Source organism: Nonomuraea purpurea, assembly GCF_042650645.1.
GTDB classification, from domain to species: domain Bacteria; phylum Actinomycetota; class Actinomycetes; order Streptosporangiales; family Streptosporangiaceae; genus Nonomuraea; species Nonomuraea purpurea.
Map to the genome: position 1 here is coordinate 14,385 of NZ_JBHSBI010000049.1, position 23,691 is coordinate 38,075.

Below are 23,691 nucleotides of genomic sequence, written 5' to 3' on the forward strand. Positions count from 1 at the left end.
ATGAAGATCCGCACCCTCGCCCTCCCCGCGGCCGTCGTCCTCATTCTCGGCACCAATACGGCCGCCGCCACCCCCACCTGGTCGCCCCGGCCGCAGGAAATCAAGCCCTTCCTTCCCGCGGGCACCACCAACCCCGCGATCGCCGACGGAGTGGCGCTCGGCAAGCAGGTAGCCACCTACACCGCCAGCGGACTGGGCCCGGCGGCGGCCAACCCCGCAGCCCCCGCCGACTCTCCTGAACGTTACGTCGACTTCCCCGGCGGAACCCTGCCCCCGGGCGTCACCATCACCGAAGCCCAGGCCCTCAACGTGCTCAAACGCATCAAGGCCAACCTCGCCGCCGCCGGACTGGGCCTCGCCGACGTCGTCTCCATGCGCGCCTAACTGGAGAAGCCTCCCGGGGCCGAGGCGGCCGACTTCGCCGGCTGGAACCGCGCCTACCGCCAGTTCTTCGCCAACACGGACCTGGCCACCCGGCAACCCGTGCCCGTCCCGCTCGGCACCGCGCCACCCGCCCCGCCCATGGAGGTCAACCCGGCCAGACCGGCCCGCGTGACGATCGAGATCGCCAACCTTCCTGTCGAGGGCTGGCTCGTCGAAGTGGAGGTCGCCGCCGCCTACAAACGCTGATAGTCACGGGTCAATAGGCGTCATTGAGGCGACATGGCGGTGACGGCACGCGTTCACCCGCGTCCAGGTCCAGCAGCGTCGACGTCGTGAACCCCGGCCGTCCCGGCTTTCACCTGACCTGGAGTCGCGAGCCCAGGCAACGATGCCCGCCTTGTGCATCGGCGGTGACCGCCCAGGTGGCGAGTGCGCAGAGGGCGAGTGTCGCACCGAGGACGGTGGGGCCGAGCCAGCCGGTGGCGTCGAGCAGGGCCGTGGTCGCGGCTGCTCCCAGGGCGGAACCGAGGGAGTAGAAGACCATGTAGGCGCCGATGGTGGTGCTGGTGCGGTCGGGGTAGGCGGTGGTGAGAGTGTGCTGGTTGCTCACGTGCACGGCTTGAACGGCGAAGTCGAGCAGGATCACGCCGAGGATCAGCAGCGACATCGACCACGGGAGTTGTCCGATCGCGGCCCAGGAGCCGAGCAGGAGTGCGAGTGCGATGCCGGTGACCCGGCGCGCGTGCCCGGCATCGCCCCAGCGTCCGGACCGGGCGGCACCGAGAGCTCCGGCAAGCCCGGCGACGCCGAAGAGCCCGATCTGCGCTGCGCTGAGATGCCATGGCGCACCGGCCAGCGGCAGGGCCATGCCGCTCCACAGGGTGCCGAACGAGGCGAACAGGAAGAACGCGATCAGCCCGCGGCCGAGGAACACCGGCTGGGCGAACAGCCTGCGCAAGGACCGTAGGGCCTGCCCGTACCGTGCCGTGTTCTGGCGAGCATCCGCGGGCAGCAGGGTGAGGGAGAGCAGCGCGAGGACGGTGGCGAGGATCGCCAGGGTCAGGTAGATGCTCCGCCATCCCCACAGGTCTGCGAGGACTCCGGCGATGACGCGCGCGCCGAGGATGCCGATCACCACGCCCGAGGTCACGATGCCGAGGTTGCGTCCGCGCTCGGCGGACGGGGAGATCGATGCCGTGTACGCGACGGTGATCTGCACCACCACCGCGAACACGCCCGCCGCGGCCAGTCCGGAGTATGCCGCCCAGGCGACCGGGGCGGCCGCGGTGGTCGCCGTTCCTGTGGCCACCAGGGCGAGGTGCGCGGCGATCAGGCGCCTGCGGTCGAGCACGTCGCCCAAGGGCACCAGCAGGACCAGTCCTGCCAGATAGCCGAGCTGGCCGGTGGCCACGAACCAGCCGAGTGAGTCGACAGGAACGCCCAGGTCGCGTCCCATCGGGCCCAGTACCGGCTGGCCGGCGTAGACGCTCGCCACCGCGACCCCGCACACCACCGCCAGCAGCAGCCTCGTCCTCCACGTCAACCGACACACCCCCGTTTGGTTTCATTTTGCAACTAATCGGGAGAGTAGGCCAGAATGGTTTCATTGCGCAACTGATTGGAGGGGTGATGGCACGCGACAGACAGGGTCCCGCGTGGACGGACCCGAGCTGCCCGGTCGCCCGCACGGTCGATCTGGTCGGCGACCGGTGGAGCCTGCTCATCATCCGTGACGCGATGGACGGCGCCCGCTCGTTCACCGACTTCCAGCAGCGCACCGGCATCGCCCGCAACATCCTCACCGAACGGCTCCGCAAGCTCACCGCCCACGGCCTGCTCACCCAGGTCGACGCCCCTTCGGGCAGACGCAGGCTGTACGCCCTCACCGAGGCGGGCAAAGACCTCTTCCCCGTGGTCGTCACGCTGCGACAGTGGGGTGAGCGCCACGCCTTCGAGGCGGGTGAGACGCACTCGGTCCTGGTCGACGGCGACGGTGCCCGCGTCCCCGACCTCCTGCCCGTGGCGGCGAACGGATCGCCGCTGACAAGCGATACGACCTCGGTGCGACGGCACGTCTGATCCCCGTGTCGCCGTGAAAGTTTCACGCTTCATTGACACCTGGAAAGCGCTTTCCTACTGTGTGGGTCGCCCCCAACACGCCCTGGTCATAGTTCGAAGGAGAAGGTGAAACGAGGATGAGACGTGCGATCGCGTTGCGCCTCCAGGTGGCGCTGGCCGCGGTGACCACCGCGGCCGCAGTCGGTGTGGCCTTACCGGTGATGCAGGTGTCGGCGGCGGCTGACGGCGCCACCGGCTTCGCCACCGGCAACGGCGGGACCACCGGTGGTGCGGGCGGGCAGACGGTCAGGGCCACCACGGGGACCGCCATTCATGCGGCCCTGTGCGGCCGGGCCAGCAGCAGCACCCCGATCACCATCCAGGTCGAGGGGACCATCAACCACGGCAACACCACCAAGGTGTCGGGCGGAAGCTGCAACACCGCCGCCGGAGTGATCGAACTCAAGCAGATCAGCAACGTCACGATCATCGGGGTCGGCGGCGGGGCCGTCTTCGACCAGTTGGGCATCCACATCCGCGAGGCCCGCAACATCATCATCCGCAACGTGACCGTCCGCAACGTCAAGAAGTCGGGCTCGCCCACGTCCAACGGCGGTGACGCCATCGGCATGGAGAGCAGCGTCCGCAACGTCTGGGTCGATCACGTCACCCTGGAGGCCTCGGGCGGGGAGGCGGAGGGCTTCGACGGCCTCTTCGACATGAAGGACGACACCCAGTACGTGACCCTGTCCTACAGCATCCTGCGCAACTCCGGCCGCGGCGGGCTCATCGGGTCCAGCGAGAGCGACCGCTCGAACGGCTACATCACCTTCCACCACAACCTGTACGAGAACATCGACTCCCGTACGCCGCTGCTGCGTGGTGGCATAGCCCACATCTACAACAACTCCTACGTGAGCCTCCACGAGTCGGGAATCAACTCCCGGGCCGGGGCCCGCGCCAAAGTGGACAACAATTACTTCAAGAACTCCAAGGACGTCCTGGGGACCTTCTACACCAGCGAGGCCGGCTACTGGCAGGTCGGCGGCAACATCTTCGACAACGTGACCTGGTCCGCCCCCGGCGACGACAACGCCCCCGCCGGACCCAACCCGCAGTCCAACACCACCGTCAGCATCCCGTACTCCTACAGCCTCGACGGGGCGAGCTGCGTGCCGGACATCGTCCGCCAGACGGCCGGCGCCAACAAGGGTCTGCAGGTGTCGAACGGCAACTGCACGCCGCAGACACCGACGCCGACCGTCGGCCCCACGACGTCGCCCACCCCACCGCCCGGCGGGTCCAACCTCAGCATCGGAGCCGGCTCCGACGGCTCCAGCAAGGCCGACGGGACGAGCTACGGCAACGTGCGGGACGGCAGCATGAGCACCTACTGGTCGCCGGCGGGTTCGACCGGTGACATCTCGATCAAGTGGGGCTCCGCCACGACGGTCTCCAGGGCCGTCATCCGTGAGGCGCCAGGCTCCGAAGGCGGCATCGGAGCCTGGCAGCTCGTCAACGCCGGAACCGGAGCCGTCCTGAAGTCCGGCAGCGGGGCGGGCACCATCACCTTCACCCCGACCTCACTAAGCAAGATCACCTTCAGGATCACCGGCTCGACAGGCGCGCCGAAGGTCGCCGAATTCGAGACCTACGCCGGGTAGCGGCCGGTCTCACCCGGGACGGCGGCGGGGCCGTCAGACGGACGACCTCGCCCCGTCTCCTTGCGAAGGCGCCCCACGCGCTCAAGCTTGGTCCAGCCGGTCCAGCCCCGCTGCTTCAGCAGCTCGATCAGCCGACGGGCCGGCGGCACGGTGTCGAACGCCAGCGTGTCCATCAGCTTGACCAGTGGTGGCTCGATGTCGATGTCGTCGGCATAGTCCTCGCCCTGCATCTGTGTGATGGAGGCGGCCAGCTTGTCGGCCAGCTCGGCCAGCCGCGGGTCGTCGGGGGTCAGGGCAAGAGCCTGGTCCAGGGTGCGGAAGAAGTCGATGAACCGCGGGTCGGCGATCTGCTCCCGCTTGCGCGAAATCCACTCCGGGACGCGCTCCGGTGAGTGCGCCGCCAGCAGAATCCAGCCGTCGCGTTCGGCCTGGACGATCCGCTCGTCGATCCCGAGCGCCCGCAGCCGGTCGAGATGCTCGACCACCTCCGATGGCAGCGTCAGACCGTCCCCGGCGGCGAGCCGGGCGATCCGCTCCCGGTGACGCTGTCGCTGCCGGATCTCCTCTCGCAGCCGCCTGTCGATGTCCTCGACCGCCGCGGCGAACTCCTCCTCGTCGGCCCGCAGCAGCTCCCGCACGCGCGCCAGCGGGACCCCGGCCTCGGCGAGGGTCCGGATCTTGATCAGCTCGACCACGGCGCCGGCGTCGTACCTGCGGTAGCCGGAGTGGTCCCGCTCCGGCTCCGGCAGCAGCCCCTTGGCGTGATAGTGCCTCACCGCGCGCACCGTCACTCCTGCGTAGGACGCCAGCTCGCCGATGGTCAGCATGGAGAATCAGGAGTTGCCTGGCCGGCTCTCCTGATGATCTGGGCGATTTCCGGGGCGTGGCTGAAGACCAGCCCATGGTCGGCATCGAGCCAGGACGTGGCGATGTGCGGCTGCTCCCGGACAAGCCGCTCGATACCGGCACGCCAGTTCCGGTTGAACCTCGGCGCATGCCCTTCACCGCCGTCGCCGGCCATCAAGGTCGACATGATCATGCTGATGGGCCGGTCGATCTTCGTGTACCGGTCAAGGATCCTGGACCGAACCACATCGATTTCGACATTCAGCTCGAGAATCTCCTGAGCGGTGAGCAACACCTGACGCGCGGTGCCCCGCTCGGTCTCCTGCCGCGCCGCCAGGTCCGCCCACATCGCGCGGAACTCCGGCAGGACGGCCTCGGTGACGAACGGTTCGGGCACCGGGTTCGCCCCATCGATGAGAACAAGCCCGGCGACGGCGCCAGGATGCTCGCAGGCATAGTGCACGGCCAGGTCCGCGCCCAGCGAGTACCCCACAAGCACGGGCGCCGCATCGAGCTCGGCCATCACGGCGGCCAAATCACCGAGGAACCCCTCGAAGGAGTACCGGCCGGCGGCCGAGGCGAGGCCATGGCCCCGCAGGTCGAAGGTCACCACGTCGTGATCGCGCCGCAGCAGTCCGGTCAGCTCGTGCAAGTCGGCCTGGGTCGAGTTCAGCCCAGGGCACAGCACCAGCGGCCGTCCCCGACCGCCGCGAGACACCGGGATCGTGACGCCGTCGTGGTGGATCGTGAAGTGCCGCATCGACCTGTCGCCTCGGGACACAATCGCACTGGTCATGCCACCATGCTGAAACATTGACCCTGCGTCAGGGTCAACCGTCGCGGCACCATGACCTCCGATTTCCGGATCAGAGGTACCACAAGCGGTAGCCCGGCGGTTTTCAGGCCATAGTGAAGGCGGCTGCCACCTCTTCCCGGTGCTCGGCCCACCAGGCCAGCAATCGTTCCGTCAGGACGATCAGTTCGGCGGCGCCGTGAGTGCCGAGGTTGTAGTGGTGGTCCAGTTGCCAGAAGCTGGTCATGCGTCTCCACCACAGCCGGTCGAGAGCGTCCACCACCTCCTGCGACCGCAGCGGTATGAGGTGACGGTAGCCGGCGGCGAACGCGGCGACGTGTTCCAGATACAAGTGGCCTTCCTGGGAAGTGAACTGGACCATCGCGGTACGGGTGATTTCCTCGGCGAGCGTCCGGACCTGGATGCGGTCCCAGTCCAGCACGGCCACGATGTCCCCGTCGCGCCACAGAAGGTTGCGGTACTGCAGGTCACCGTGTGTCCACCCGGCCGGCCCTGCGGGCGAGTCACTGGCGGGGCGCCGCCCTCCGTACTCCGTGAGAAGGTTCTTCCGCTGCTCCAGCAACGTGGCCACGGTCACGTCGAACGGCTGCCGGACCTCATGGGAGGAGATCAGCCGCAGGTAGCGGTCGGCCTCCGCGATGGCGGTGGCGCGGTCGGCGACTGCGGTGGGCGGGGCGGTGGTCACCGGGGCCAGGCCGGATTCTGGCGGGAGGCTGTTCAGCCGGTGGTGGATGCGCCCGGTCAGCCGGCCGAACCGCGTGACCTGCTCCAATGACAGCGCTGGGCCGCGCAGGTGGGTGCCCTGGGCCCAGGGGAGGAGGCAGTAGCCTCGGCCGGCCGCTTCGATGACGACGTCCCCGTCAACGCTCACTTCTGGCACGCACGCGGGGATCCCGGCCGCGGCGAGCAGGGCTTGAACACGCAGGTTGCGTCGTGCCATGCCCAGCGGCACGTCCAGGATCTGCTTCAACGCGTACGTTCCGCGGTCGGTGCGCAGACGCCAGTTGCGGTTCATCATCCCGTCAGGGAGGTACGTCAGGTCCTTCATGTCGAGCTCGCCGAGTCCGAAGGCCTCTTGAAGGAGAGGGAGGTCATGGTGGACCCCTCGAATGGCATCGGTCACGTGGAGCAAGGTATGCGACCGCCGTGAGAACGGAGCGCGCCAACCGGAACTGACGTCGCCTGAGCCTCCTGCTAGTCGAACAGGTGGCGGTTGGCTTGGCTCCAGGCCAACTTTCGCCCCGCTTCGTCGAGGAAGCCGTTGGCGACATTGTGGACTTGGGGCTGATGCCCGGCGTCGGCCAGCCGGAGAACCTGCTCGATGACGTCTTGTTGAACGCCGATGACCGCATCGATCAGACCGGCGGTAGAAGTCAGGCCGTAGGCGGCGGCGAACAGCTCCAGGCGATGACGCCGGTTGGGAGGCGCGGGGTAACGCAGCCAGCGCAGGCATTCGGCATCGTCGCGAAACGGCGCAACGTACTCCAACGCGTAGGCGACGTCGTGCAGCCGATGCCTGGGCCGGGCGTAATCCCAGTCCAGGATCCCGACGGGACGTTCACCACGCCAGACGGTGTTCCACGGGCCGAAGTCCCCGTGGCAGATCACCTGGTCATCGCGTGGTTCTGCCTCGCCGCTGGACCATCTGAGTCCCTGGGGCGGTCGAAAGCCGACGACCGCGTCGTGGTAGTCGCGCAGGAGGCGGGCGAAGGACGTCAGACCTGAATCCTCGACGACCTTGGCCCAGCCCTGAGGGCCGGATTCGCCGTCCAGGTAGGTGAGGATCTCCCGGCCTTCTTGATCGATTCCCAGCACCCGCGGCGAGTAGGGGAAACCCACCTCCTCCAGATGCCGGAGCAACGCATGGACGGCCGGTGTCCACGGGTGCATGGGCCGACGAACCGTGTCGCCGAGGCGTATCACCCTGCGATACGCAGAATCCTGCAAGATCTCCTCATCCGCCACGTGTCCAGAGATTACCGACCCGATGGCCCAGAAGGCAGCGCTCATTCATACCAGGACGACAGATCTTCTGGGGACGATGCCGGGTGTCAGGTGCCCCGGCCTCCTCGATGACACGTGAGGAGGAGGAACGCGACTTCGTGCGTGCTTTGAAGGTTCCTCACCGGACGCCCCTCCCGCGCCGTGGCCCTGGAGCAGCTCATCGGTCATATCCTCGACAGCGGAGACGTGCCCATCCTCACCGGCCACGAACTCGCCACCCACCTCGCCGAGATCGCCCTGCCCGAGCGAGCCCACGACAAGCCCGAGATCGAAGAAGGCCTCTTCCCCACACCCTGACCGACCCGATGTCGTCCATGCCGGATCAGGTGGAGACCTTCCAGTCGTCGGCGAGCCAAGCCAGGTCTGATTCGTGACGCTCGCGGGCGAGACGCTCTCGTTCGAAGAGGGTTTCCGTCTTGGTCAGCACCAGGGTGTACGGACGGCCCTGCCGTCTGGTCTCGTGACGGACGGGCAGTTCCGCGTCATCTATCCGGGCGTGGACATGCCTGCGTCTGTCCTTTGCCAGCGGCCAGTCGAGAGCACGCCGTTCAGGATGTCGGAGGAACGTGCCGAGCACGTCGCACAGCTCGCACGCGCATCCGATGGGCAGCTCGATCGACCAGTCGCCCGGCGCGCGTTGCGGCTGCGCCAGTGATGCCCGGATCCGTTCGGCGCAGTCGATGGCCAGCTCGTCGAAGCCCGCTTGGCGCGCCCCGGCCGCGCGCAGCGTGGCCATCGCCAGTACGTGCGCCCGCTCACCGGCCGTCCGCGCGAGCTTACGGGCATCCGGGACCACGACTGGGAGCCCCCGCGCGGTGACTCCACGCCCTCGGTACCTCCAACTGATCACGGGAGCAGGCGGCGGGCGAGTTGTTCGGCGTTGAGCGCGCGGATGGCATCGTCGACGGCCTGCCGGTCGGTGAGGTCGACGCCGCGGTCGGTGAGGGCGGCGGCGATCTGCTTGGCGGGGCCCCAGGAGGTGTCGTCATCGAACGCGTGGCGGAACTCGGGCAGGTGGGCGTCGACGGCGTCGACGACCGGGGTGATCCATCGGGTATCGACGCCGCGCTCGTCAAGGGCGTAGGTCAACCACTGGCGCAGGACGTCGGGGAGGGCTGTGCGCTGGGCGGCGTCGAGGACGGCTTTGCGGGGTAGCCAGTCGGTGAGCAGCAGCATGACCTCGGTTGGGCTCCAGGCCAGCGGGCCGGAGACGATGTAGCCCTCGCCGTAGTCCAGGAACAGCTCGGCCAGTGACCTGCTCACCTCGTCGTCCAGGTTGTTGACGGTGGTGAACTGCTGGATCAGGCGATGGCGTTCGGCCTCGGGCAGACGGTCTTCTTCTGGCCGGCCGGGCAGGTGGTCGCGGCAGCGGGACCAGGCCAGCGCCCGGTTGTCGACGAAGTCCTCGTCGTCGTTGCGCGGCCAGGTGATGTCGGTGGTGCGCAGCGCAGCGGCCAGGTCGGCGAGCACGTCGGCCACCGGAGCCTGGCTGATCGGCATGGGAACCTCGTCGGCCTCGCGCAGCTGGTCCCACTGCGCGGCGGCGCCAGGTTCCAGGATCACGATCTTGTCGATCATCAGCCCGCCGGATTTGAGGATCTGGGCCATCAGCGTGTGAGGGTGGGCGCCTTCGTAGTCGATGAACAGCACCTGTTCGCTGTCCCACACATCCACCGCTCGCCATGCCGCCACCGCGGTCCATCCAGTGTCCGCGGACATGGCGGTGTGCCAGGGCGGCAGCGGCTGGGTCTCGGCCAGGATGTCGATCGTCTCGGCCAGCATGGTGATGTCGGTGGCGGGTGCGACCCGCGCCAGCGCGGCGATCGCGGCCAAGCCGTGCGGTGAGGGTGTGGTGGATGCCCGGCCGGTCACCTCCATGCACAACTGATGCTCGGCCTCGCGTTCGCCCAGTTCGGCGGCCACCCATGCTGCGCCGAGCCACCCGCTGGCCCAGGTCTCGGCCATCAGCGGATCGGTCAGGCCGGTGAGCTGCCGGGCATCACGCAGCAGCAGGTCTGATCGGCGCGGTGGGAGGGGCGAACGACGGACCGGTTTGCTGCTGGTGGCCTTGCGGCGGCCGCGGCTCTTGGGCATGCTCCAGTCCATCACACCCGGCGACCGCGTCGCATTCTGACATGGGTCGCATGGCCGGGGGGGTGACGGCCCAGCGTCGCGGCGCGCTTGTCCCCCGTGCGAGCTACCGGCGAATGTCCACCATGTGGTGACGATTCCGGGGCTGTCGATTCCATAGCGTTACGTCATGGCCGCAGCGCTTCGGCTCGGCGTCATCTCTGACTGGAGGACATCATGCTCCGCAAGTTCAAGGCATCCGCTGTGGCCGTCCTGTGCTGCACCGTGGTCGGTGTGGGACTCGCCGGCACCGGGAGCGCCTCGGCGGCGGACTGGGACCCCTTCAGCAAGAAGGCGGCGGAGTGGGACCCCTTCGCCTCCACGCCGCGCAAGGCCGACTCGTTCTCCGGCACCAAGAAGATCGAGGTTGGCGGCCGGTCGGTGAACGTGTCCTGCTCGGGCGACCTGGCGGAGGGCAAGCCGGTTGTCGTCCTGCTGCACGGCGGGGGTGACGCGTTGGACAAGATGGCGGCCCTGCAGAAGACGCTGAGCGCGAAGAACCGGGTGTGTTCCTACGACCGGCTGGGTGCGGGCGGCAGCGACCAGCCGAAGGGCCCGCAGGACTTCGCGAGCACCGGCAAGGTCCTGACCGGGGTGCTCGACCGCATCGCCGGTGACAACCCGGTCGTCCTGGCCGGGCATTCCCTGGGCGGGCTGATCGCCGCCAGGTACGCCCCCGAGCACCGGGACAGGGTCAAGGGCCTGGTCCTGATGGACGCCACCCCCTCGACCATGATCGCCGACATCAGCAAGGTGATCCCTGCCTCCGCCAAGGGCCCGGCGGCCGAGGTGCGCGCCCAGAACCTCGCAGTCTTCCGCGGGAAGAACCCGGAGAAGTTCGTCATCACCGACGGCAAGGTCCGTTCCGCCGGCAACATCCCGGTCGAGGTGATCCAGCACGGCAAGCAGTACCTGGCGGCCGTTCCCACCTACGGGCCGCGTCTGGAGCAGGCGTGGACCGCGGGCCAGCGCAAGTGGCTCGGCCTGTCCGGCCGCAGCAAGCTGAGCACCGCCAAGAACAGCGGTCACTACATCTACCTTGACCAGCCCGAGATCGCCGTCCAGGCCATCGAGCGCGTCGCCTCGCAGGCCGCGCGGTAAGCGACTGGCGGAGTAAAACCTTCATCCACGCGGCCCCGACGCCTCACCATGGCGCCGGGGCCCTCTCCTGCCGCAAGCGACGAAGGTATAGGACATCGACGGAGCAGTTCCGATTAAGTTCTCCTGTCGCACGTTGTGGCGGAATTGAAGCCGATCTTCGCCGGGTATTGACAGTCGCCGTGTCGTTGATGACACTTTGGTCGAAACACGGCGGAAACCTGCATGTTATGGCGGGGCGCTCGCCGGTGATTGACCTGCGGCGTATGTCACTGTGCGCAGAGCCATGCCGACGGTGCCACACCAAGAAATCGGGCAATCGCCCATTTATGTTAGCGCTAACGGTTAAACTATTTCGGCGGAGTTGTTAGCGCTAACATGTCGCGTTCCCCAATGGTCACCGCCAGGCACTGAGCTGCCTCGCCGCACACGAAAGGCACACTATGGGTTTCCGGTCTCTGCGCCACTGGCGGCGAACGGCCCTCACGGTCGCCTCCTTCGCGGCGCTCGTCGTCACCGCGCTGGTCGTCGTGCCAGGCACGGCACAGGCGGCCGGCACATTGTCCTGCGACATCTACGCGAGCGGCGGCACGCCGTGCGTCGCCGCTCACAGCACCACCCGTGCGCTCTTCGGCTCCTACAACGGGGCGCTCTACCAGGTGCGGCGCTGGTCCGACGGCGCGACGACCAACATCGGCGTGCTCAGCGCCGGCGGTTACGCGAACGCCGCGACCCAGGACTCCTTCTGCTCGGGCACGTACTGCACGATCGTTCGCATCTACGACCAGACCTCGCGCCACAACGACCTCACGATCGCTCCCGGTGGCGGCGCCAACCCCACACCCGACCAAGGTGCGAACGCGGCGGCTCTGCCCGTGACGGCAGGTGGCCACAAGGTCTACGGCGTCTACATCTCCGCGGGCAACGGCTACCGCAACAACGCGACGAACGGCGTCGCCACCGGCAGCCAGCCCGAGGGCATGTACATGGTGACCGAGGGCACTCACGTCAACAACCGGTGCTGCTTCGACTACGGCAACGCCGAGACCAACAACATGGACACCGGCAACGGCGACATGGACGCGATCTACTTCGGCACGTTGTGCTGGTTCTCACCGTGCGCGGGCGGACCGCGCGTCGCGGCGGACCTCGAGAACGGGTTGTTCGCCGGCGGCGACGGCTCCTGGACCGCGAACACCGGCCGCAGCTCCGCATTCGTGACAGCGATGCTGAAGAACAACGGCACCTCGACATACGCCATCAAGGACGGCAACGCGCAGTCCGGCAGCCTGGCGACGCGGTACAACGGAGCGCTGCCGACCCAGCCCGGCTACCGCCCGATGACCAAGCAAGGCGCGATCATCCTCGGCATCGGCGGCGACAACAGCAACGGCTCTGTCGGATCGTTCTTCGAAGGCGTGATGACCAGCGGCTATCCGAGCGACGCCACGGAGAACGCCGTGCAGGCCAATGTCGTCTCCGTCGGCTACAGCAAGAGCGTCACCTTCCCCGTGAACGGAGCCACCTACCGGCTCACGAACCTCACAAGCGGCAAGGTGCTCGACGCCGTCAACTGCGGCACGGCCAACGGCACGCAGATCGACCAGTGGCAGGCGCTCGGCAACACCTGCCAGCAGTGGCGCTTCGACAGCGTCGGTGCGAACAAGTGGACGATCACCAACGTCAACGCCGGCAAGGTGCTCGACGCGGTCAACTGCGGGCTGGCCCTCGGCACGGCCGTCAACCTGTGGGAGCCGCTCGGCAACACGTGCCAGCAGTGGGCGGTCATCCCCGCGGGCAACGGCCGATATGAGCTGGTGGTCGAGAACAGCGGCATGGTGCTCGACGACCAGAACTGCGGCACGGCGAACGGCACGCCGGCCCGGTTGTGGATGTGGCTCAACAACACCTGCCAGCTCTGGTCGATCGCACCGTAAGGCGCCGGCTGGGCACACTCGTCCCACCGGACGGCATGAGCGTGGGACCGCCAGACGCCGGCGGTTCCACGCCCCGTCTGCCGGCGCGTCAGCCGGAGCGGACGACGCGGTTCAGCAGGACCGTGAGCTGCCGCAGTTCGTCGAGGTTGAGCACCGCCAGCGGGGTCTTCTCCAGCGCCGTCCGGACCAGTTCGTCGCGAACCTGGCGGCCCTTGGCGGTCAGGACCAGGACGCGGGAGCGGCGGTCGGCCGGGTCCACGGCGCGCTCCACCAGCCCCCGGTCGGTGAGCTGGTTGGTGATGAAGGTCAGGTTGGGGGCGTTGCAGTACAGGCGCTCGGTCATCACTTTCATCGAGGGTGGCGGCTCGGCCGGGTCGATGGCCCACAGCGCCTGGAACGTCGCCGGTGTCAGGGCGTGCTTGGCCAGCGCCTGCCCGATCAGATCGTTGGTCCGCATCCAGATCTCGTGGGTCGCGGCGACCACCGCGGTGAGCTCGGGCGTGGTCATCCCGCCATTCTACCGGTGTTTCGAGTTTCGAAGGATCGTGCTAGCGTCATTGCTTCGAGACTTGAAGCAATGGAGGATGTTGTGGCCGACGACTATCGTGGCGTCACCGCGCTCGTCACAGGCGCGTCCAAAGGGCTGGGACGGGAGTACGCGCTGGAGCTGACGCGCCGCAGAGCGCGGGTGATCCTGCTGGCCCGCTCGGACGACAGCCTGCGGGAGCTCGCCACACACATTCGGGAACGGCACGGCAGACCGGACGCCGAGGTCATCACCGGTGACCTCGCCGCTCCAAATGGTCCTGAGCGGGTCCTGCGGGAGCTGCGCGACCGCGGCTTGGCCGTCGATCTGCTGCTCAACAACGCCGGCGCGGGCAGCGCGGGCCCGTTCCTCGGCCGCCCGCTCGAGCCGCAACTGCGCTCCGTCGGGCTCAACGTCGTCGGTCTGGTCGCGCTGACCCACGCGATCGGGGCCGAACTGGTCGCCCGCGGCACCGGCGGCATCATCAACGTCTCGTCCACCGCGGCCTTCCAGCCCATGCCCTACCAGGCCAGCTATGCCGCGACCAAGGCTTTCGTGCTCTCCTTCACCGAGGCGCTGGCCGAGGAACTGCGCGGCACTGGCGTCCACGTCATGGCCGCGCACCCCGGCGCGATCGCGACCGGCTTTTTCGACGGCACCTCGGCCACGATCAACACCCGGGTCGCCGACGCACCGGCCACCGTCGCGGCCCGTACGCTGGACGACTACGCCCGGCGGCGCGCGGTGTCCTACCCGGGCCGGGCCGTGAACCGGGCCCTGACCTGGCCCGCGCGCCTGCTGCCGCGCACCGTCGTCGCGCGGATCGCCGGCGAGTTCAACCGCCGGCTCCGCATGCACGAAGTCGTCGACCTCGCCTAGCGCTCAGTGCGCCTGATCCCGCATACCGGGCGTGCCGCCGAGCAGTTGCAGGATCTCCCCGGACAGAAGCTCCTCCGGGCCCTTGAGAGCGTCGGCAAGTTTCGTGTCGGTGCAGAAGACCATCTCCGCGGCGATGTTGTCCTGCACGATCCGGGCGATGTTGTCCAGCGCGACGGGGATGGGCTTGGAGGGAATCTCGGCCGTGGATATGTCGATCAGGTGGCTGTCGGCCTGTGCCGGGTCCATGAACTTCTTGATGATGATGGAGTTCTGGTTCAGGGCGGATGTGGTCCAGATCGTGAAGACGACGACGTACAGGCCCTTCCAAGCGTCATCACCGAGTTGTTCGCGCCAGCGGGTCATGACGTCCGTGACGCCTTCGATCTGCACCTTGGACGCCCAGTACATGTTGGTGCGGATGTTCGGGTACACGCTGCCCGAGAAGTCCTCGAAGGACTTCATGGTGAAGGAGCGGCTTCGCGTTGCGTCCGCGATGAATTCGCGTGCTCTGTCGAGAATGTTCGCGCACGACTTCTGAAGGTCATCCGGCAGCTTCGCCTCGTCGAGTTGCCGCCGGGCCGTGTCGATCGTCATGGAGGAGTCCTGGAGCGGCTGGGTCCAGCCGTCCCCCGGTCCCTTGAACGCGACCATGTCCAGGTCGTGTGGATCGATTCTGGCGCTCTGGGGCACCGGGACCTGCTTGGGCAGGTATCGGGCGATGATCGTGAAGATGCCCAGCGGGAGGTGGGCGATCGACTTCGCCAGCTCGAAGATCTCGTCGACAGGGTGTAGCGACTCCAGTACCTGCCCATTTGAGACGAGGCTGTACAGACCACCCCGATAGTCGTTCTCAACGACGATGACCGGGCTCAGGTGGTTGGTGAGGTCGGCTTTCAGCGCGGCGTAGTTCCGCCGCGTGGCGGCGTTGACCGCACGGATCGCGTCGCGTGCCTGCAATTCTCGGGCCGCAACGGACGGAGAGGTGCCGGCACGTGCGACGGTCGGGACATCGCCGCCAAGGAGCGTCGTAGCACCGGCTGCGGTGGCGGTGCCGAGGAATGTTCTGCGTGTGACCACTTTCCGACCTTCCTCTCGAAAGCCGCCGCACCTCACGCGGCAAGACCACCAAGGGCAACCTTCTTACGTTTAATCCCTGCTCGGCCAAGCCGTCACCAGCACCGCCAAACCGACCCAGACCAGCCGATCACCAGCTCGGGGTTCGCTGTCACGAGCACGTTGAGGGCCTGACTGAGCCTCGCGCTGCGTGAGGTGGGCGGTCCGAGGATGCCGAGTGTTGACTTCATGTATATGAAATGTAACGGTGAGTAGCAAATCCGTGGGCTTTCCCAGCCCGGGACAAGCGAGATCCGATAACTGCGGTGACAGTGCGCGTAGTCAGGAGAAGGCATGTCAACCCTCAGGCTCGTTCCGCCGGTCGCATTCACCTCACGCGGGCTCCGGTTCGCCGGCATCGCAATCGGCGGCCTTGCGCTGCTCGTCACCACGCTCGTCTCGGCTGCGACCGGCGCACGTGCCGCGATCGGGTTCACCGAGTGCACTGGTTCCCAGACGGTGACCTACACCCCCGGCCTCACCGACCAGCCCCGCGAGGTCACGGTCACCGGGAAGGCTGCCTTGACCAGGTGCGTCTCCAGCAGCGATCCCACCATTTCCCAGGCCACGTCGACCTTCTCCGCCACCGGGACGTTCTCCTGCACCTCCGGCAGCAGGGCCGGGACCCGGAGGATCACGTGGAACAACGGCAGAACCAGCACGCTGTCCTCCACCTCCACCGTCTCCGTCAAGGGTGCCGAGAGCCTCGTTTTGATCAAGGGCATGGTCGTCGACGGCGAATTCAAGGGAACGCAGTGGGCCGGCACGTTCATCATGTTCAGCACGAAGCCTCAAGACTGTCTCACCCCGCAAGGCCTTGCCACCGCCTCGGGCCCGGTCGTCCTGAGCATCGGCTCACTGTGACCTCATTCGGCTGAGCGCACTGGTCATCCAACTCGGCGAGAACGATCGGCTGCAGCGCCCACACAAGATCAATCGCACCGTCGGCCGATCCATGCGGGATCCATGCGTCAGCCATGCGGCCGGATGCCATTGTCTGTCCAGAGTTCCCGTCACGATTGGCTGATGAGCAGACTTGGCTGACGAACCGATGAGGCCGCGACTGAAGACCCTCGCGTGGGAGCGCGTCGGGCACGAGCTGCGGCTCGTGTACGACCCCCGCGACCGACTCGTCATCTCCGACCCTGACGGGACCGTGGAGAAACTTCTCGACTTGCTGCGGGAGGGCGGCCGCACCGTCGCAGATCTCGCCGGCGAGCTGTCGCTGCCGGTCACCGAGCTCTCGGCCGCCGTCGACGCGCTGGACGCCGAGCGGCTGCTGGAGAACGGGGACCACCTGGGCCGGCTGGAACCGGGCGACGCCGAACGCCACTTCAGCAACCTGGCCTTCTTCGAGTCGTTCGGCACCCTCGAACGCAGCCGCGAGGACCTGCTGCGACGGCTCCGTGAGTCGCACGTGCTGGTGCTCGGCACCGGCGGGCTGAACTCCAACACCATCCCCCACCTCGCCGGGCTCGGCGTCGGCAAGATGACGCTCCTCGACCGGGACACCGTGGACCCGCGCAACTTCGCGCGGCAGTACCTCTACCGCTGGGACGACCTCGGCTACCGCAAGGTGGCGCGCGCTGCGGACTGGGTTCGCGCCTTCGACCCGTCCATCGAGGTCGAGGCGATCGACCTGGGTGTCGAGGCCCCTGAGCAGCTCGACGAACTCGTCGGACGTACCAGGCCCGACGTGGTGGCCTCCGGCATCGACCGGCCGAGCGAGATCGACCTCTGGGTGAACGCGGCCTGCGTACGGCACGGGGTGCCGTTCGTCAGAGGCGGCATGTGGGTCACCTCCGGGACGGTCTGGTCGGTCGCGCCGGGAGTCAGCGCATGCCGCGCCTGCGTGCCCCCGAACGTCGCGCCCGCCTCCGGCTCCGACGGGTCGGACCTGGCCGCGATCCGCCTCTACCGCGACGGGTCTCGGCCGAACCGCGGCATTGGCCCGGTCGCCGGACTCCTGGGTGCGTACGGCGCATTCGAGGTCCTGCGCTACCTGACCGGATTCGAGCCGCCGGCGTACGCCGGTCGGCCACTCATCGTCGACTTCGCGGGCGGTTGCGCCACGAGTCGTACCGAGTGGCCTCGCAATCCCGCCTGTGACGTGTGCGGAGGGAGGTGACCACATGAAGATCGAGATCGTGCGGATCGAGAACACCCGCCTGACCGGGGATGCAGACCCGGGGTCGGACTCCTGATGATCCGGGGTCGCATTCCGCTCAGGTTGGGAGTGCGGCCCCTCACACGTGGAGGTGGAGGAGAAGATGACCGCGTCGTTGGACGCTGACCTGCGCGAGCGGGCCGCACGGCTGACGGTCGCCTTCGACGGCGAGGCCTGGGTTCTGGGACGGCCGGATCTGGGCGTCTTCGTCGCGGTGCCGGAGCCGGGCGCGGTCTTTGTCACCACCCTGCAGGAGACGGGCTCGGCGGCCGAGGCGACGGCACGGGCGAGCGAGGTGGCCGGCGAATCGGTCGACGGAGGCGACTTCATCGACGGCCTCACAGCCGCGGGCCTGCTCGACCCGGCCGCGGCTCCGGACGACACCGCCGCGCCCGTCGGCCGGCAGATCAAGTGGATCGAGGGGATCAGCCCTCGGACGGCGGCCCGCCTCTTCGGGCGTACCGGCTGGTCGTTCTACGCGGCGGCGCTGCTGTTCGTCCTCGCCGTCCTTCTGACCCGCCCCGACCTGCGCCCTTCCTGGCAGGACGGGTGGTTCCTGCCCAGCCCGGGGCTGTCCGTGTTCGGCTGGTTGGTGCTGGGCATCGCGTTCGGCGCGTTGCACGAGGCCTGGCACTGGCTCGCCGGACGGGCGATCGGCGTCCCCGCGATCTTCCGGGTCAGCTACCGCGGCATGTACATCGTGTACGAGACCGACCTGACCCAGATCGTCGCGGTGCCGCGCAACCGCCGTCACGGGGTGTACCTGGCCGGGATGGCCGTCGACACCGTTGTCGTGGCGGCCGCACTGGGTCTGCGGATGCTCACCCCGCCCGGCGGCCTCGATGACCTTCTCGCCGCTGTGGTCCTGTTCAGGATCGTCGCCGTCGTGTGGCAGTGGGCCGCCCTGCCGCTGCGCAGCGACTCGTACGCCCTGCTCGCCAACGCCCTGCGCTGCCACAACCTCTACCGGACCACTTGGTTGACCGTGAAGAACCGGGTCTTTCGCCTCACCGGGCCCGAAACGGCCGAACTGGCCGGCGCGGGCGCGCGGGACCGCGTGATGGCTCGCTGGTTCGCGCTCCTCTACGTGGCGGGCATCGCCGTCATGGCCTGGATGTTCCTCACCGTCATGCTGCCGCTGATGCTCTCGCTGGCCCAGTGGAGCGCGGCTCAGTTCGCCGGGGGGCAGATCGGCTCGGCCGGCTTCTGGGAGGCGCTCGTTGTGACCGTTTACGTGGGGCTGCGGCTCGGCCTGCCCCCGCTGCTCGCGCTCCGCGAACGACGCCTGCGCCGCGCCGGCACACTTCTATGAGCCCTCTTCATCGAGATCGTAGGCAACCCCGGCAAAGCCGCCGAGGGCCGCAGGCTTCGACGGCTGGTGGCATCGTGAGAGCTCGTAGGAAACCACCGACCACCTGCCTCAGCCCATCGCGCCGGCCCCAGTCCGAGGCTGTCGGCGGGGTAGTCGGATGTTCCGCCGATCCGTACAAAGCCAGAAGCAGATCGGCATCGCCGACCCTCGATGACCTCGTCAAGACTCGGATAGCCGCCGTGTGAGTGGTGGTCGGGCTTGGGGCCTATTCATTCATGTATGTCAAGGAGGGCGAGCGATCTCGTCACCTGGCTGGAAGGTCGAACGGTCCCCTTCACGCAGCAGGCTGGCAGCGTGGCGGTCACCGTTTCGGCGGTAGCTTGATCACGCAGGTGCGGCCTGCGAAGTCCCATAGCGTACGATGCCGTGGCTCCCCCTTCGCGATCAGCCCCACGATCAGCATGGGGAATACGAGCAAAGAGCTTGGGGCGAACACGAAGAAGCGGAGCGTGGCGCGCCAGTAGCCTGGAGTGCCGCCCGTGGTGGCATCGACGATTCGGGTGTTCATCAGCCACTTGCCCGCTGTGAGTCCGCTGAGCGCGACCGGCAGCACCCAGTATGCCCACTGCGCCGCCAGGTAGATCGCAACGTAGAGCGGTCTTCCCACGTCAGCAGGAGCACCCGCCGATTCCAGCAGGAGCTGTGCCCCCGCTGCCAGGCCAACGCTGACGTAGAGGGCGATCAAAGAGCCCCATCCGTCGAGGTACCAGGCGAGGAACCGGTCGGCCATGTCTGCCGCCCGATAGCCGTTTCGACGCGAGCCAGGCGGGGGAAACGGTGGCGGATAAAAGGGCGCACCGTAGGCGGTGGGCGGACCACCGGGAACCCCTGGATACCCATGACCCGGCGGTGGGGACGGGGGGAAATATCCGCCCGGCCCCGCCTGCGGGCGTGGAACGTGGTGCGGGTACTGCGGGTGCACGTGACCTCCAGTGACGCTGCCCGGTCGCCGTGAGTGCCGAACCGCTTGGCGCGACCATCCTTGTGGAGAGGCCGGACACGGGCCAGAGGGTTATCCCTAACCGCGATCGCATCCAGCAGAGTTCCGCCAGGAAGGAGGAGACTGGGTATCAGTCGACGATGAGCTCGTAGCGGCGGATGCGGTCGCGCGGGGCGAGGGCGGAGAAGAGGACGACAGGGTCGACGCGCCCGGCGGCCGGGGTCACGTTCGGGTCCTGAATGCCGCCACGATGAGGCGCACCACTTGCGGCCGACCATGCACACATCAGGGATAGCCCTTCGCGACGTGAACTCCCGCGCCGCGGCGATCGCCCGTGCCAGGGAACCGACGAGTCCTGAAGCGGCCGGTGCCCGGGGATACGCCTTCCCGTCAGGACTTTTCGTCGGGATGAGTTCCTCTGAGGACCACCGGCGTGCGCGGGCGGCCTGTGAGCACCCGGTCTTCCGGTGGGATCACAGCAGCAGTTGACTGAGCGGGTACACGAAGTACCGCAGTGAGTACGCCTCCCACACCGCGCCGACGATGAGCAGCGCGAGTGCCGGCAGCGCCAGCAGGCCGATCCGCTGCAGGCCTCGGACATAGCCCTGGCGTCGGTTCTTCGCGCCGATGGTGCGGGGGAACAGCCAGTGCCTGCCCAGGAGGTACGCGCCGAGCAGAAGAAGCACGTACGCCTGGAACTCGATGACGAGGGTCAGCGAGTGGGGGATGAGTGCCACCCACCCCTGGGGGGATGCCGGAACGAGCGTGATGCCGGTCTCGACCGACCAGTAGCCGAAGAACGCGAGCCCCGCGAAGGGCACGATGAGTGACGGAAGCACGATGGTCAGTGCGCTGAGCCGGAAGAGGTTGACTCCGAGGATCGTGAGCGCGAACAGCGGCGGGGTGTTCACCAGCCAGCGCACCAGCTCGCCGGTGCCGTCCTCCTCCAGGGACGCAGACCGTGCCGCGCTGAGGTCGGGGAAGACGAGTCCGATCACGAACCCGATGATGGCGAGGCCGTAGGCGGCCGCGTTGATGACGAGATAGGCGCGCATGTTCTCGCGGATCACCCGGAAGGGTCGTCGCCAGAACGGTACGTGTGCGGGGTGCTCGATAGGGGCCGACTGGGATGTCATGCCCCCATCGCATCCCATCGTCCGCCGCACGTGCAGTGCCGGGGTGTCACCGGACGAAGTGACACCACGTCACTACTCCGGGCAGGCGACGGACGCGATCGTGGAGGGACTATGAAGATCCTCGACCTGGTGCTCAACGCGGTCATCGTCCTGTCCGTGACCGTCTTCCTCGCCTACATCGGGCTGTACTACTTCGACTTCGGCCTCTTCACGACGCTTCCTGAGAACATCACGGGGTTCTTCACCCGCAATGGGGCTCTACAATATGTAGCGCTCGGCCTCCTCATCGCGGCGCTGATCGCGAAGCCCTTCGTCGGCCGCGCGATCAAGCGACGGGAAGCCGAGAAGCGGATCTGACCATCGACGACCACACGCAGGACGACGCCCCGACCGATACACGGATGCGTCGGGTGGTGATGGTCACCGCCGTCGCCGCGATCGCGCCGCTGAGTGTCGTCGGCGTGGTGCTCACGGCGACGTCCTGGTGGGAGGGGCTGACCATGGCGGTCAGTTTCCTGCTCACCCTCGGCGTGCTGCGCGAATGGAGCCTGGACGGGTATCCCCGGCAGGCGCTCTTCGCACTCATGTTCACCATGGCAGCGTGGATCATCGGCGCCCTGACCACGTCCAGCCCCATCAGCTTCGTCCCGGCGTCGCTGGTGGGTGCGCTCCTGCTCGCCCGGACGAAGGGCTGGAAGCTGTGGATCGTGGCCTTCGCGCTGGGTGTCGCGGCGATCGGCGCGAGCTCGTTCTTCTTCCACCCGGCCACCTGGGAGCTCGCCGCGGCGTACGTCGTCACCCCGGTCGTCGGAACGCTCTTCATCGCCGGGGTGATCCTCGTCAGCGAGCAGGCCTGGCTGGTCGTGCGGCGCCTCGAGCGTGCGAAGGAGACGGAGGCCGAGCTCGCTGTCGCGCACGAGCGGATGCGCTTCGCCGGCGACCTGCACGACATCCAGGGCCATTCGCTGCACGTGATCAAACTCAAAGCCGCGCTCGCCCGCCGCATGGTGCGCGCCGACCCCGACCGAGCCGAGGTGGAGCTCGGCGAGATCCGCCGGCTCGCCGACGAGACCATCACCGAGACGCGGGCGCTGGCGTACGCGCGCTACGAGCTGAACCTGGTGGCCGAGCTCGAGAACGCCAAGCGACTGTGCGAGGCCGCGGGCATCGCCGTCGAGGCGCGGCTCGATGACGGGACCGGTACCTCTGCGCATCCTCTGCTGGCGCACGTGCTGCGCGAAGCCACGACCAATCTGCTTCGCCATGCCCGCCCCACGATCGTCACGATCACGGCGTCGCCGGGCGCGGTGGAGGTGACCAACGACGGTGTGATCGACGCTGCCGGCTCTCCGCTGCGCGGGCTCGCGCGCCTGCGCGAGCGCGTGGAGAGCGCCGGCGGCATGTTGCGGATCGAGCGGCCACCGGGCAGGTTCGTCGTCGCCGCACGGATCGATCCGGTTCCCGCCGACCGCGCGAAGGAGGATGCGCGATGACGAACGCCGATCCGATCCGGATCGTCCTGGCCGACGACGAGCACCTGCTGCGTGCTGCGCTTTCGGCGCTGCTCCCGCTCGACGGGACCATCGAGGTCGTGGCGCAGGCCGAGAACGGCGCCGACGCCGTGACCGTGACGCTGCGACACCGACCCGATGTGCTGGTCATCGACCTCGAGATGCCCGGAATGGACGGCCTCGAGGCGATCGCCGCGATCAGGGCGGAGCGACCCGAGCAGCGCGTGCTGATGCTCACCAGGCACGCGCGTCCTGGTGTCCTGCGACGCGCACTCAAGCTCGGGGTGCTGGGCTTCATGAGCAAAGGAGCCGACCCGGAAGACATCGCAGAGGTCATCCGCACGCTGCACACCGGGCGGCGTTGGATCGCGCACGATGTGCTCGAGGCATCCGTCGTCGACGACTCCCCGCTCACCGATCGCGAGGCCGACGCCCTCCGTGAGACGCGCGAAGGCTACTCGGTCAAGGACATCGCACGGCGGCTGCACCTCGCGCCGGGCACCGTGCGCAACTATCTCTCGAGCGCGATGCAGAAGACGAGGACCGCAACCCGGCACGACGCAGCGAGGGCCGCTCGCGACCGCGGCTGGCTGTGACGCACCCTTGGGGCGTGATCTCGGCTGACCAAGGGGGGCACTCCATGCCCGTCTGCTTACGACAAGGCTCGTAACCGGCACCGTTCAGGAATCGCCTGGTCCAAGTCAGCCGTCCGTGCGATCCTTTTCAACCCGCGTTACACGGGTCGCCAGGTCTGGAAAAGCTTTTGGACGCTCTGTGAGACGTCCATCACCGCGAAGCCCACGTCGATGCTGCCCTGCTCCGCGCCCGCCAGTCGCACCCCGTCAAGCCGATCGGCGTTCAGCTCCGCGCCCCGCACGTCCACGACGTACAGCCCGTCACCGGTGCGGATTACGCGGCCGAGCCGCCGCCAGCGGGGTTTGCCGCCGGTTCCTCCCTCAGCGGCGATCCACTCGTCCAGTGCGGTGACGATCTCCTCGCGCCAGCCCACGTCCCACTCCGCCCGCTGCTGACCCTCCGTGATGTCCTTACGACAAACAACTCCCCACACCGTTTCCGGCTGTCCGCGGTCAAGACTGGATCCGGCGGATGAA

At 67.9% G+C, this 23,691-nt stretch carries 26 protein-coding genes and 1 pseudogene; 15 read left to right on the forward strand and 12 right to left on the reverse strand.

What is annotated here, in order from left to right:
• The gene (locus tag ACFOY2_RS51520) at window positions 1-384 is read left to right on the forward strand and encodes a hypothetical protein (protein WP_379535526.1); all 384 of its coding nucleotides are present in this window, start codon (window positions 1-3) and stop codon (window positions 382-384) included.
• A 99-nt stretch (window positions 385-483) separates the two neighbouring features.
• Window positions 484-630 carry a hypothetical protein gene (locus tag ACFOY2_RS51525; RefSeq protein WP_379535527.1) on the forward strand — a complete coding sequence of 49 codons (147 nt, stop codon included), beginning with the start codon at window positions 484-486 and terminating at the stop codon, window positions 628-630.
• 109 nt (window positions 631-739) lie between these two features.
• Here the strand turns inward: ACFOY2_RS51525 and ACFOY2_RS51530 are convergent, their stop codons facing one another.
• Window positions 740-1,927: an MFS transporter gene (locus ACFOY2_RS51530; protein ID WP_379535528.1), complete on the reverse strand. Its 1,188-nt coding sequence runs from the start codon at window positions 1,925-1,927 to the stop codon at window positions 740-742.
• An 86-nt stretch (window positions 1,928-2,013) separates the two neighbouring features.
• On the opposite strand from ACFOY2_RS51530, the gene ACFOY2_RS51535 reads away from it, so the two are divergent.
• Both ACFOY2_RS51535 and ACFOY2_RS51540 read left to right on the forward strand, forming a co-directional pair.
• Complete coding sequence (locus tag ACFOY2_RS51535; RefSeq protein WP_379535529.1) at window positions 2,014-2,463, forward strand: winged helix-turn-helix transcriptional regulator; 450 nt, start codon at window positions 2,014-2,016, stop codon at window positions 2,461-2,463.
• A gap of 116 nt (window positions 2,464-2,579) precedes the next feature.
• Complete coding sequence (locus tag ACFOY2_RS51540; protein ID WP_379535530.1) at window positions 2,580-4,106, forward strand: pectate lyase family protein; 1,527 nt, start codon at window positions 2,580-2,582, stop codon at window positions 4,104-4,106.
• Here the strand turns inward: ACFOY2_RS51540 and ACFOY2_RS51545 are convergent.
• From ACFOY2_RS51545 to ACFOY2_RS51560, 4 genes are all read right to left on the reverse strand, one after another.
• Window positions 4,094-4,933: a MerR family transcriptional regulator gene (locus ACFOY2_RS51545; protein WP_379535531.1), complete on the reverse strand. Its 840-nt coding sequence runs from the start codon at window positions 4,931-4,933 to the stop codon at window positions 4,094-4,096. The genes ACFOY2_RS51540 and ACFOY2_RS51545 overlap by 13 nt on opposite strands.
• Complete coding sequence (locus ACFOY2_RS51550) at window positions 4,927-5,712, reverse strand: alpha/beta fold hydrolase (RefSeq protein WP_379535532.1); 786 nt, start codon at window positions 5,710-5,712, stop codon at window positions 4,927-4,929. Before ACFOY2_RS51550 ends, ACFOY2_RS51545 begins: the two co-directional genes overlap by 7 nt.
• Before the next feature lie 139 nt (window positions 5,713-5,851).
• Window positions 5,852-6,889: a phosphotransferase gene (locus ACFOY2_RS51555; protein WP_379535533.1), complete on the reverse strand. Its 1,038-nt coding sequence runs from the start codon at window positions 6,887-6,889 to the stop codon at window positions 5,852-5,854.
• Window positions 6,890-6,960: 71 nt separating this feature from the next.
• The gene (locus tag ACFOY2_RS51560) at window positions 6,961-7,731 is read right to left on the reverse strand and encodes an aminoglycoside phosphotransferase family protein (protein ID WP_379535534.1); all 771 of its coding nucleotides are present in this window, start codon (window positions 7,729-7,731) and stop codon (window positions 6,961-6,963) included.
• Window positions 7,732-7,911: 180 nt separating this feature from the next.
• On the opposite strand from ACFOY2_RS51560, the gene ACFOY2_RS51565 reads away from it, so the two are divergent.
• Window positions 7,912-8,067 carry a hypothetical protein gene (locus ACFOY2_RS51565; protein WP_379535535.1) on the forward strand — a complete coding sequence of 52 codons (156 nt, stop codon included), beginning with the start codon at window positions 7,912-7,914 and terminating at the stop codon, window positions 8,065-8,067.
• Window positions 8,068-8,092: 25 nt separating this feature from the next.
• Here the strand turns inward: ACFOY2_RS51565 and ACFOY2_RS51570 are convergent, their stop codons facing one another.
• On the reverse strand, window positions 8,093-8,566 hold the full coding sequence (locus ACFOY2_RS51570; RefSeq protein WP_379535536.1) for a hypothetical protein: 474 nt from the start codon (window positions 8,564-8,566) through the stop codon (window positions 8,093-8,095).
• Between the two features lie 50 nt (window positions 8,567-8,616).
• Entirely contained in the window at window positions 8,617-9,864 is a 1,248-nt protein-coding gene (locus tag ACFOY2_RS51575) for a hypothetical protein (protein ID WP_379535537.1), read from the reverse strand.
• A gap of 213 nt (window positions 9,865-10,077) precedes the next feature.
• On the opposite strand from ACFOY2_RS51575, the gene ACFOY2_RS51580 reads away from it, so the two are divergent.
• Together ACFOY2_RS51580 and ACFOY2_RS51585 are read left to right on the forward strand one after the other, a co-directional pair.
• Complete coding sequence (locus tag ACFOY2_RS51580; RefSeq protein WP_379535538.1) at window positions 10,078-11,001, forward strand: alpha/beta fold hydrolase; 924 nt, start codon at window positions 10,078-10,080, stop codon at window positions 10,999-11,001.
• A 440-nt stretch (window positions 11,002-11,441) separates the two neighbouring features.
• Window positions 11,442-12,935 carry an arabinofuranosidase catalytic domain-containing protein gene (locus ACFOY2_RS51585; protein WP_379535539.1) on the forward strand — a complete coding sequence of 498 codons (1,494 nt, stop codon included), beginning with the start codon at window positions 11,442-11,444 and terminating at the stop codon, window positions 12,933-12,935.
• An 88-nt stretch (window positions 12,936-13,023) separates the two neighbouring features.
• On the opposite strand, the gene ACFOY2_RS51590 is transcribed toward ACFOY2_RS51585, so the two are convergent.
• Entirely contained in the window at window positions 13,024-13,443 is a 420-nt protein-coding gene (locus ACFOY2_RS51590) for a MarR family winged helix-turn-helix transcriptional regulator (RefSeq protein ID WP_379535540.1), read from the reverse strand.
• Window positions 13,444-13,512: 69 nt separating this feature from the next.
• Between ACFOY2_RS51590 and ACFOY2_RS51595 the strand changes: the two genes are divergently transcribed.
• A complete protein-coding gene (locus ACFOY2_RS51595) occupies window positions 13,513-14,340 on the forward strand; it encodes an SDR family NAD(P)-dependent oxidoreductase (protein WP_379535541.1) in 828 nt (275 codons plus the stop codon).
• 3 nt (window positions 14,341-14,343) lie between these two features.
• Here the strand turns inward: ACFOY2_RS51595 and ACFOY2_RS51600 are convergent, their stop codons facing one another.
• Window positions 14,344-15,453 (reverse strand): twin-arginine translocation signal domain-containing protein, encoded by a 1,110-nt coding sequence (locus tag ACFOY2_RS51600; protein ID WP_379535542.1) that lies wholly within the window; start codon window positions 15,451-15,453, stop codon window positions 14,344-14,346.
• Between the two features lie 294 nt (window positions 15,454-15,747).
• On the opposite strand from ACFOY2_RS51600, the gene ACFOY2_RS51605 reads away from it, so the two are divergent.
• From ACFOY2_RS51605 to ACFOY2_RS51615, 3 genes are all read left to right on the forward strand, one after another.
• Window positions 15,748-16,317: a hypothetical protein gene (locus ACFOY2_RS51605; protein WP_379535543.1), complete on the forward strand. Its 570-nt coding sequence runs from the start codon at window positions 15,748-15,750 to the stop codon at window positions 16,315-16,317.
• Between the two features lie 172 nt (window positions 16,318-16,489).
• A complete protein-coding gene (locus ACFOY2_RS51610) occupies window positions 16,490-17,581 on the forward strand; it encodes a HesA/MoeB/ThiF family protein (protein WP_379535544.1) in 1,092 nt (363 codons plus the stop codon).
• Window positions 17,582-17,723: 142 nt separating this feature from the next.
• A complete protein-coding gene (locus ACFOY2_RS51615) occupies window positions 17,724-18,932 on the forward strand; it encodes a hypothetical protein (RefSeq protein WP_379535545.1) in 1,209 nt (402 codons plus the stop codon).
• A 361-nt stretch (window positions 18,933-19,293) separates the two neighbouring features.
• On the opposite strand, the gene ACFOY2_RS51620 is transcribed toward ACFOY2_RS51615, so the two are convergent.
• Window positions 19,294-19,722, reverse strand: coding sequence for an RDD family protein (locus tag ACFOY2_RS51620; protein WP_379535546.1), 429 nt, complete (start codon window positions 19,720-19,722; stop codon window positions 19,294-19,296).
• A gap of 683 nt (window positions 19,723-20,405) precedes the next feature.
• Entirely contained in the window at window positions 20,406-21,068 is a 663-nt protein-coding gene (locus ACFOY2_RS51625) for a stage II sporulation protein M (RefSeq protein WP_371786565.1), read from the reverse strand.
• 111 nt (window positions 21,069-21,179) lie between these two features.
• Here ACFOY2_RS51625 and ACFOY2_RS51630 point away from each other — a divergent pair, with 111 nt between their 5' ends.
• The 4 genes and pseudogenes from ACFOY2_RS51630 to ACFOY2_RS51645 form a co-directional block, all read left to right on the forward strand.
• Window positions 21,180-21,425 (forward strand): hypothetical protein, encoded by a 246-nt coding sequence (locus ACFOY2_RS51630; protein WP_379535547.1) that lies wholly within the window; start codon window positions 21,180-21,182, stop codon window positions 21,423-21,425.
• 44 nt (window positions 21,426-21,469) lie between these two features.
• Window positions 21,470-22,561, forward strand: coding sequence for a sensor histidine kinase (locus ACFOY2_RS51635; protein WP_379535548.1), 1,092 nt, complete (start codon window positions 21,470-21,472; stop codon window positions 22,559-22,561).
• Window positions 22,558-23,175: a response regulator gene (locus tag ACFOY2_RS51640; RefSeq protein ID WP_379535549.1), complete on the forward strand. Its 618-nt coding sequence runs from the start codon at window positions 22,558-22,560 to the stop codon at window positions 23,173-23,175. The genes ACFOY2_RS51635 and ACFOY2_RS51640 overlap by 4 nt, the downstream gene beginning before the upstream one ends.
• A 90-nt stretch (window positions 23,176-23,265) precedes the next feature.
• Window positions 23,266-23,310: pseudogene (locus tag ACFOY2_RS51645) on the forward strand (hypothetical protein); the annotation flags it as partial.
• Between the two features lie 2 nt (window positions 23,311-23,312).
• Here ACFOY2_RS51645 and ACFOY2_RS51650 read toward each other — a convergent pair.
• Window positions 23,313-23,588 carry a hypothetical protein gene (locus tag ACFOY2_RS51650; RefSeq protein WP_379535550.1) on the reverse strand — a complete coding sequence of 92 codons (276 nt, stop codon included), beginning with the start codon at window positions 23,586-23,588 and terminating at the stop codon, window positions 23,313-23,315.
• Between the last annotated feature and the right edge of the window lie 103 nt (window positions 23,589-23,691).

Bases quoted from the DNA above. Each gene is read 5' to 3' on its own strand.
- ACFOY2_RS51520 (WP_379535526.1), top strand. From the start codon at position 1: ATGAAGATCCGCACCCTCGCCCTCCCCGCGGCCGTCGTCCTCATTCTC.
- ACFOY2_RS51535 (WP_379535529.1), top strand. From the start codon at position 2,014: ATGGCACGCGACAGACAGGGTCCCGCGTGGACGGACCCGAGCTGCCCG.
- ACFOY2_RS51540 (WP_379535530.1), top strand. From the start codon at position 2,580: ATGAGACGTGCGATCGCGTTGCGCCTCCAGGTGGCGCTGGCCGCGGTG.
- ACFOY2_RS51545 (WP_379535531.1), bottom strand. From the start codon at position 4,933: ATGCTGACCATCGGCGAGCTGGCGTCCTACGCAGGAGTGACGGTGCGC.
- ACFOY2_RS51550 (WP_379535532.1), bottom strand. From the start codon at position 5,712: ATGCGGCACTTCACGATCCACCACGACGGCGTCACGATCCCGGTGTCT.
- ACFOY2_RS51575 (WP_379535537.1), bottom strand. From the start codon at position 9,864: ATGCCCAAGAGCCGCGGCCGCCGCAAGGCCACCAGCAGCAAACCGGTC.
- ACFOY2_RS51580 (WP_379535538.1), top strand. From the start codon at position 10,078: ATGCTCCGCAAGTTCAAGGCATCCGCTGTGGCCGTCCTGTGCTGCACC.
- ACFOY2_RS51585 (WP_379535539.1), top strand. From the start codon at position 11,442: ATGGGTTTCCGGTCTCTGCGCCACTGGCGGCGAACGGCCCTCACGGTC.
- ACFOY2_RS51590 (WP_379535540.1), bottom strand. From the start codon at position 13,443: ATGACCACGCCCGAGCTCACCGCGGTGGTCGCCGCGACCCACGAGATC.
- ACFOY2_RS51595 (WP_379535541.1), top strand. From the start codon at position 13,513: ATGGAGGATGTTGTGGCCGACGACTATCGTGGCGTCACCGCGCTCGTC.
- ACFOY2_RS51605 (WP_379535543.1), top strand. From the start codon at position 15,748: ATGTCAACCCTCAGGCTCGTTCCGCCGGTCGCATTCACCTCACGCGGG.
- ACFOY2_RS51615 (WP_379535545.1), top strand. From the start codon at position 17,724: ATGACCGCGTCGTTGGACGCTGACCTGCGCGAGCGGGCCGCACGGCTG.
- ACFOY2_RS51620 (WP_379535546.1), bottom strand. From the start codon at position 19,722: ATGGCCGACCGGTTCCTCGCCTGGTACCTCGACGGATGGGGCTCTTTG.
- ACFOY2_RS51625 (WP_371786565.1), bottom strand. From the start codon at position 21,068: ATGACATCCCAGTCGGCCCCTATCGAGCACCCCGCACACGTACCGTTC.
- ACFOY2_RS51630 (WP_379535547.1), top strand. From the start codon at position 21,180: ATGAAGATCCTCGACCTGGTGCTCAACGCGGTCATCGTCCTGTCCGTG.
- ACFOY2_RS51635 (WP_379535548.1), top strand. From the start codon at position 21,470: ATGCGTCGGGTGGTGATGGTCACCGCCGTCGCCGCGATCGCGCCGCTG.
- ACFOY2_RS51640 (WP_379535549.1), top strand. From the start codon at position 22,558: ATGACGAACGCCGATCCGATCCGGATCGTCCTGGCCGACGACGAGCAC.